The following is an 8,008-nucleotide window of genomic DNA, read 5'->3' on the forward strand; positions in this document are numbered from 1 at the left end:
CAATCCGGCAACGGGCGAGGTGATCGCCCGGCTTCATGCCGCAACGCCGGCGATCATCGAACGCGCCATGGCGGCTGCCGAGCGCGCCCAGCGCGAATGGGCTTCATGGCTGCCGGTCGAGCGCGCCCGCGTGCTGCGAAGGGCGTCCGACCTGATGCGCGAACGCAATGACGAACTCTCCAGGCTTGAAACCCTTGATACCGGCAAGGCCATTCAGGAAACGCTGGTGGCCGATGCCGCTTCGGGGGCGGATGCGCTCGAATGGTTTTCGGCCCAGGCCGCCGGTCTTTCCGGCGAGAGCGTGCCGCTTGCGGAAGGCTTTGCCTATACCAGGCGCGAACCGCTCGGCATCTGCGTCGGCATCGGCGCCTGGAACTATCCGATCCAGATTGCCTCCTGGAAGGCGGCGCCCGCGCTTGCCTGCGGCAATGCCATGGTGTTCAAGCCCTCTGAAATGACGCCGCTATCGGCGCTGAAACTGGCTGAAATCTTCATCGAAGCCGGCGCGCCGAAGGGGCTTTTCAACGTGGTGCAGGGCTTCGGCGAGGTGGGGGCGGCTCTTTCCACCCACGAAAAGACCGCCAAGGTATCGCTCACCGGTTCGGTGCCGACCGGCGGCAAGGTCTATGCGGCGGCTGCCTCCGGCATGCGCCATGCCACGATGGAGCTCGGCGGCAAATCGCCGATGGTCGTGTTCGGGGATGCCGATCTCGAAGACGCGATCGGCGGCGCAATGCTCGGCAATTTCTATTCCACCGGCCAGATCTGCTCCAACGGCACCCGCGTCTTCGTGCAGAAATCCATACTGGAGGCGTTTCTTTCCCGGCTTGTCGAGCGCACGAAGACGATCCGCATCGGCGATCCGCTCGATCCCGAGACCCATCTCGGCCCGCTGATTTCCGAGGAACAGCGCCGCAAGGTGCTGTTCTATATCGAGGCGGGCAAAAGCGAGGGCGCACGGCTTGTGACCGGCGGCGGCGTTCCTGAAGGCGAGGCCTTCGCCAGGGGCGCCTATATCGAACCCACCGTCTTTGCCGATGTCACCGATGACATGACCATCGCCCGCGAGGAAATCTTCGGGCCGGTGATGAGCGTGCTCGCCTTCGACACCGAAGAGGAGGTGGTTGCGCGCGCCAATGACACGCCCTTCGGCCTCGCCGCCGGCGTCTTCACCCGCGATCTTGCCCGCGGCCACCGCGTGGCGGGCGCGCTTCAGGCCGGCATCTGCTGGATCAACACCTACAATCTCACGCCCGTCGAAATCCCTTTCGGCGGCGTCAAGCAATCGGGTTTCGGCCGGGAAAACGGCCGCGCGGCGATGGAATACTATTCGCAGCTGAAGACCGTGCAGGTGGCGCTCGGCAAGGTCGACAGCCCGTATTGAGGGGGGCATCGGCGCGATATTGATCTCCCCCCTTGAGGGGGAGATGCCCCGACAGGGGCAGAGGGGGGTGAAACATATCCGAGAGGGGAATATTCGCGGCTTGTGCCCGATACCCCTCTCTGTCGCTTTCGCGACATCTCCCCCTCAAGGGGGGAGATCGGTTGGAGCCATACCGCTCCGTCAGGAAATCCGGCCCCGCTGCCGCAAAAAGGTTCAAAAAGTCTCATGACTGAAGCAGATTTTGTCATCGTCGGTTCCGGTTCGGCAGGTTCGGCCATGGCCGCGCGGCTTTCGGAAGACGGCAGGTACTCCGTTCTGGTGCTGGAATTCGGCGGGACTGATATCGGCCCCTTCATCCAGATGCCGGCCGCACTCTCCTACCCGATGAACATGAAGCGCTATGACTGGGGCTTTGTCTCCGAGCCCGAGCCGCATCTCGGCAACCGACGTCTGGCAACCCCGCGCGGCAAGGTGATCGGCGGCTCGTCCTCGATCAACGGCATGGTCTATGTGAGGGGACACGCCCGCGATTATGACCACTGGGCGGAAGCGGGTGCAAGCGGCTGGGGCTACGCGGATGTACTGCCCTATTTCAAGCGCATGGAGCACTGGCACGAGGGCGGCCATGGCGGCGATCCGTCCTGGCGGGGCAAGGACGGGCCGCTGCATGTGACGCGCGGCCCGCGCAGGAACCCGCTGTTCCACGCCTTTGTCGAGGCCGGAAAACAGGCGGGTTTCGAGACGACCGGGGATTATAACGGCGAGAAGCAGGAGGGCTTCGGGCCGATGGAGCAGACGGTCTGGAAAGGAAGGCGCTGGTCGGCGGCCAATGCCTACCTCAAGCCGGCGCTGAAGCGCCAGAACCTTGATCTGATCCGCTGCTTCGCCCGCAAGGTGATCATCGAGGACGGCCGCGCCGTCGGCGTCGAAATCGAACGCGGCGGCCGAATCGAGGTCATCCGCGCGCGTCGCGAGGTCATCCTGGCGGCGTCTTCGATCAACACGCCGAAAATACTGCTTCTTTCCGGCATTGGCCCGGCGGCGGAGCTTGCCGAAAACGGCATTCCGCTCGTCGCCGACCGGCCCGGCGTTGGCAAGAACCTGCAGGACCATCTGGAAGTCTATATCCAGCAGGCCAGCACCCAGCCGATCACGCTCTACAAGCACTGGAACATCTTCGGCAAGGGGCTCGCCGGCGCGCAATGGCTGTTCTTCAAGAACGGCATCGGCGCTTCCAACCAGTTTGAAAGCGCCGCCTTCGTGCGCTCGCGCGCCGGCGTCGATTATCCGGATATCCAGTATCATTTCCTGCCGATGGCGGTGCGCTATGACGGCACGGCGCCGGCCGAGGGGCACGGCTTCCAGGCCCATGTCGGGCCGATGCGCTCGCCGTCCCGCGGCGCGGTGACGCTGAAAAGCGCCGATCCAAAGGACGCGCCAAAGATCGCCTTCAACTATATGAGCCACGAACAGGATTGGGAGGACTTCCGCCGTTGCGTGCGCCTCACGCGGGAAATCTTCGCGCAGACCGCCTTCGACCCCTATCGCGGCAAGGAGATCCAGCCGGGCAGCGCCGTTCAAAGCGATGACGAGATCGACGGCTTCATCCGCGAACACGCCGAAAGCGCCTATCACCCCTGCGGCACGGCGAAGATGGGCCGCGCCGATGACAGGATGGCGGTTGTCGATCCGGAGTGCCGGGTGATCGGCGTCGAGGGCTTGAGGGTCGCCGACAGTTCGGTGTTTCCGCGCATCACCAACGGCAATCTCAACGCGCCGTCCATCATGGTCGGCGAAAAGGCGAGCGACCATATTCTGGGCCGCCAGCCGCTCGCGCCGGAAAACGCCGCGCCCTGGCTCAATCCGCGCTGGGAAATGTCAGACCGCTGAGGCAACAGCGTTTACAGGAAAAGTGGATACCGGTCTTCCGCCCGGAAACGCTCCAGCCGACAACTTCAGTTGCCGGCGGCCATCTTTGCCTGTTTGGCGGCAAGGCGGGCGCGGATGCTTTCGACATCGGCGCGCGGGGTCGCCTTGAACAGGGTCTGGGTATATGCGTGCTGCGGATCGGTGAACACCTGGTCGCGCGAGCCGCGTTCGACGACTTCGCCGAAATACATCACCATGATCTCGTCGCAGATATAGCGCACCACGGAAAGATCGTGGCTGACGAAGATATAGGTGAGGTTGAACTCGTCCTGCAGGTCGGCAAGCAGGTTCAGGATCTGGGCCTGAACGGAAAGATCGAGTGCCGAAACCGGCTCGTCGAGCACCAGAAGGCTCGGATTGAGGATCAGCGCCCGGGCAATGGCGATGCGCTGGCGCTGACCGCCGGAAAACATGTGCGGGTAGCGATCGAAATGCTCAGGGCCAAGACCGACCTTTTTCAACAGATCCTGCGCCCTGTCGCGCCTGTCCGTTGCCGAATAGTCGGTGTTGAGCAAGAGCGGCTCCATCAGCACGTCGCCCACCTTCTGGCGCGGATTGAGCGAGCCATAGGGGTTCTGGAACACGATCTGCACCTTGCGGCGCTGTTCCGGCGTCGGCCGCGTACCGGAAATATCGACCTTCTGGCCCTCGATCGTCAGATCGCCATCCGTCTGTGCATCGATCATGGTGATGATGCGGGCGAGCGTCGACTTGCCGCAACCCGACTCCCCCACGAGCGCCAGCGTCTTGCCGCGCGCGACGGAAAAATCGACGCCCTTCAGTGCCCGAACCGTGCGGGCCTTGTGGAACATGCCGCCCGGCACGATGTAGTCGCGGACGATGTTCTTTCCCTGTGCGACGATCTCGCTCACAGCGTTTCTCCCGTAAAATCGGCCGAATAGTCGATGGTCGGCAGGCGGTCGCCGGTGGCGTTTTCCGGCAGTGCGGACAGCAGCGCGCGGGTATAGGCGTGCTTCGGATTTTCAAACAGCGACAGCACGTCGGCCTCCTCCATCTTGCGGCCCTTGTACTGCACCACCACCCGGTCGGCGGTCTCGGCGACAACGCCCATGTCATGGGTGATCATGATCAGCGCCATGCCGGTTTCCGCCTGAAGGCGGCCGAGCAGTTCGAGGATCTGCTTCTGGATCGTCACGTCAAGCGCCGTGGTCGGCTCGTCGGCAATCAGCAGCTTCGGCGAGCAGGCCATGGCGATCGCGATCATGATGCGCTGGCACTGGCCGCCGGACATCTGGTGCGGATAGGCCTTCAGCCGGTCTTCCGGGTTGGGCAGGCCGACGGCCTCCAGCAGTTCGACGGCGCGTTTGTGGCGGGCCTTCTTGTCGAGGTCCGTGTGCTGCTTCAGCACTTCCTCGATCTGGAAGCCGGCGGTGAAGCACGGATTGAGGCTGGCGACCGGCTCCTGGAAGATCATCGAAATGTCGCGTCCGATGATCTTGCGCCGCTCCTTTGCCGGCATGTTGATGATGTCGCGGCCCTCGAAGGCGATGCGGTCGGCCGTCACCCGCGCCGTTGTCGGCAGGAGCCCCATCACGGCGAGCATGGCGACCGACTTGCCGGAGCCGCTCTCGCCGACAATGGCGAGCACCTCGCCGCGATCGATGCGGTAGGAGGCATTGTGCAGCACCGTCGTCTCGCCCGCTGCGGTCGGGAAGCTGACGGAAAGGTTTTGAACGTCGAGTAGCGGTTCCATGTCTCTAGCTCCGCTTCAGCTTGGGATCGAGCGCATCACGCAGACCATCGCCGACGAGATTGATCGCCAGCACGGTGATCAGGATGGCGAGGCCGGGGAAGGTGACGACCCACCAGGCGCGCAGGATGAACTCGCGCGCTTCGGCCAGCATCGTGCCCCATTCCGGCGTCGGCGGCTGGGCGCCCATGCCGAGAAAGCCAAGGGCTGCCGCCTCGAGAATGGCGTTGGAGAACGAAAGCGTGGCCTGCACGATCAACGGCGCAAGGCAGTTCGGCAGGATGGTCTTGAACATCAGCCGGAAATTGCGGGCGCCGGCAACGCGGGCGGAGACGACATATTCGCGCTTCGCCTCGGCCATTACCGCTGCGCGCGTCAGACGGGCAAAATGCGGCTGCAGCACGAGCGCGATCGCGATCATGGCGTTGAACAGGCCGGGACCGAGGACGGCGACCAGAACCAGCGCCAGAAGCAGCGGCGGAAAGGCAAGGATCACGTCCATGACGCGCATGATCGCCACATCGACCCAGCCCCTGAAGAAACCGGCGACAAGGCCGAGCGTGATGCCGAGGAGCAGCGCGATCGAGACGACGATCATGCCGATCGCCAGCGAATAGCGCGACCCATAGATGAGGCGAGAGAGGATATCGCGGCCGACCGCGTCGGTTCCGAGCGGGAATTCAAGCGTGCCGCCCTCCTGCCAGAAGGGCGGGGTGAGGAACATGTCGCGATATTGCTCGATCGGATTATGCGGCGCGAGCAAGGGCGCGAAGATCGCCACCAGCACAAGAAGGATGATGATGACAAGGCCGACGACGGCCCCCTTGTTCTGGCTGAAATAGTGCCAGAACTCGGAAAGCATCTGCAGGCGGATATTTCGTTTTTGGACCGGCTGGCCCAGCGTGCTGTCCGACATGGCTGAGCTCCTACTGGTGGCGGATACGGGGGTTGATCAGACCGTAAAGCAGGTCGACCACGAGATTGACGAACATGACGAGGGCGGCAATCAACACCAGACCGCCCTGGACGACCGGATAGTCACGCCTGGAAATCGAATCGATCATCCACTTGCCGATGCCCGGCCAGGAAAAGATCGTCTCCGTCAGGATCGCCCCGGCCATCAGCATGCCGATCTGCAGGCCGATGGTGGTGATGACCGGGATCATCGCGTTTCTGAGCGCATGAACGCCGATGACGCGCTTTGCCGAAAGCCCCTTGGCGCGCGCCGTGCGCACATAGTCCTCGCCGAGCACTTCCAGCATGGCCGAGCGCGTCTGCCGCGCGATGACGGCGAGCGGAATGGTGGCCAGCACGATGGACGGCAGGATCAGGTGCGAGATCGCCGAGGCAAAGGCCCCCTTCTCGCCCGACAGCAGCGAATCGATGGTCATGAAGCCGGTAACGGAGGGGAAATAGTAAAGCAGCGAAATCCGGCCGGAGACCGGCGTCCAGCCGAGAATGCCGGAAAACAGGATGATCAGCAGCAGACCCCACCAGAAGATCGGCATGGAGTAGCCGGTGAGCGCGATGCCCATGGTGGCCTGGTCGAAGACCGAGCCGCGCTTGACGGCCGACAGGATGCCGGCGGGAATGCCGATGATGATTGCCAGCAGCATGGCGCAGATGGCGAGCTCCGCGGTCGCCGGAAACAGGTTCAGGAATTCCTGGAACACCGGCTGCTTGGTCGAGATCGAGATGCCGAAATCGCCGTGCAACAGTCCCCAGACATAGTCGAGATACTGGACGACGATCGGTCGGTCATAGCCGAACTGATGGAGAAGCGCCTGGTAACGGTCCGGGTCCATACCGCGTTCGCCGGCCAGAAGCAGGACGGGATCGCCGGGCAGCACGCGCACGAAACCGAAGGCAACAATCGTGATCCCGATAAAGGTCGGGACGATCAGCAGCAGTTTGCTGAAGAGAAATCTGAGCATAATGCGTCTTACGCCTTGATTGCGAAGGGGCCGGGTTGGACCGGCCCCAAAGCTTCGAAAGTCTGTTCTTATTCGTTGATGGTCACATCATCGAAGCGGTGGTAACCCAGCGGATCCATAACGAAGCCTTCAACAGACGTCGACATCGGCATGAACACCTTCGAGTGGGCAATCGTGTTCCACGGCGCCTGTTCCTTGAAGACGACCTGAGCCTCTTCATAAAGCGCGGTGCGCTCCTCGGTGTCGGAGGTGACCTTGGCCTTCTGGATCAGGTCCTCGAAGGGCTGGTAGCACCACTGCGCGCGGTTGGAGCCGCCGACAGCGTCGCAGCCGAGCAGAACGGCGAGGAAGTTGTCCGGGTCGCCGTTGTCGCCGGTCCAGCCGAGAAGCACGGCGCCGTCGCGATCTTCTGCGGAAGACCGGGCCAGGTATTCGCCCCACTCATAGGAAACGACTTCGGCGTCCACGCCGACTTCCGCCAGGTCGGCCTGCATCAGCTCGGCCATGCGGCGCGCGTTCGGGTTATAGGGACGCTGTACCGGCATGGCCCAGATCTTCATCGAAAGATCGGTCACGCCTTCCTCTTCCAGCATCGCCTTCGCGGCTTCCGGGTCGTAGGGGTCGTCCTCAACGGCATCGTTATAGGACCACATGGTCGGCGGGATCGGGTTCTTGGCCACTTCACCGGCGCCCTGGAACACCGATTCCAGAATGGCCTGCTTGTCGATCGCCATGTTCAGCGCCTTGCGAACCTTCGGATTGTCGAAGGGGGCGACCTTGGTGTTGTAGGCGAGGTAGCCGACGTTCAGGCCTTCCTTTTCCATGACGGTCAGATCATCATTGGCTTCCAGCGCTTCCAGATCGGCAGGCGACGGATAGGGCATGATGTGGCATTCGCCGGCTTCGAGCTTCTGGCGGCGCACGGCGGCATCGGTGGTGATCGCGAAGATCAGATTGTCGAGTTCTTCCTTGCCCTTGAAATAGTCCGGGTTGGCCTTGTAGCGGATGACGGCATCCTGCTGGTAGTTCACGAAGGTGAACGGACCCGTC

Annotated in this window: 7 protein-coding genes; 2 read left to right on the forward strand and 5 right to left on the reverse strand. The window is 63.0% G+C overall.

Annotated elements, in window-relative coordinates:
- The coding region (gene betB, locus AC5DC2_RS15495; RefSeq protein ID WP_491699120.1) for a betaine-aldehyde dehydrogenase at positions 1-1,384 on the forward strand (1,384 nt) is incomplete at its 5' end.
- A 225-nt stretch (positions 1,385-1,609) separates the two neighbouring features.
- Positions 1,610-3,274 carry a choline dehydrogenase gene (gene betA, locus AC5DC2_RS15500; RefSeq protein ID WP_491699121.1) on the forward strand — a complete coding sequence of 555 codons (1,665 nt, stop codon included), beginning with the start codon at positions 1,610-1,612 and terminating at the stop codon, positions 3,272-3,274.
- A 65-nt stretch (positions 3,275-3,339) separates the two neighbouring features.
- On the opposite strand, the gene AC5DC2_RS15505 is transcribed toward betA, so the two are convergent.
- The 5 genes from AC5DC2_RS15505 to AC5DC2_RS15525 all read right to left on the reverse strand — a co-directional run.
- Positions 3,340-4,125, reverse strand: coding sequence for an ATP-binding cassette domain-containing protein (locus tag AC5DC2_RS15505; RefSeq protein ID WP_491699123.1), 786 nt, complete (start codon positions 4,123-4,125; stop codon positions 3,340-3,342).
- A 56-nt stretch (positions 4,126-4,181) separates the two neighbouring features.
- A complete protein-coding gene (locus tag AC5DC2_RS15510) occupies positions 4,182-5,027 on the reverse strand; it encodes an ABC transporter ATP-binding protein (protein ID WP_024709710.1) in 846 nt (281 codons plus the stop codon).
- Positions 5,028-5,031: 4 nt separating this feature from the next.
- Positions 5,032-5,940, reverse strand: coding sequence for an ABC transporter permease subunit (locus AC5DC2_RS15515; RefSeq protein WP_024709709.1), 909 nt, complete (start codon positions 5,938-5,940; stop codon positions 5,032-5,034).
- A 10-nt stretch (positions 5,941-5,950) separates the two neighbouring features.
- Positions 5,951-6,958 (reverse strand): ABC transporter permease subunit, encoded by a 1,008-nt coding sequence (locus AC5DC2_RS15520; RefSeq protein WP_024709708.1) that lies wholly within the window; start codon positions 6,956-6,958, stop codon positions 5,951-5,953.
- A 68-nt stretch (positions 6,959-7,026) separates the two neighbouring features.
- Positions 7,027-8,008: ABC transporter substrate-binding protein (locus AC5DC2_RS15525; protein WP_491699122.1), on the reverse strand; the 982-nt coding region annotated here is incomplete at its 5' end.

The organism is Martelella sp., from assembly GCF_984369615.1.

Bases quoted from the DNA above. Each gene is read 5' to 3' on its own strand.
- betA (WP_491699121.1), top strand. From the start codon at position 1,610: ATGACTGAAGCAGATTTTGTCATCGTCGGTTCCGGTTCGGCAGGTTCG.
- AC5DC2_RS15505 (WP_491699123.1), bottom strand. From the start codon at position 4,125: ATGTTCCACAAGGCCCGCACGGTTCGGGCACTGAAGGGCGTCGATTTT.
- AC5DC2_RS15510 (WP_024709710.1), bottom strand. From the start codon at position 5,027: ATGGAACCGCTACTCGACGTTCAAAACCTTTCCGTCAGCTTCCCGACC.
- AC5DC2_RS15515 (WP_024709709.1), bottom strand. From the start codon at position 5,940: ATGTCGGACAGCACGCTGGGCCAGCCGGTCCAAAAACGAAATATCCGC.
- AC5DC2_RS15520 (WP_024709708.1), bottom strand. From the start codon at position 6,958: ATGCTCAGATTTCTCTTCAGCAAACTGCTGCTGATCGTCCCGACCTTT.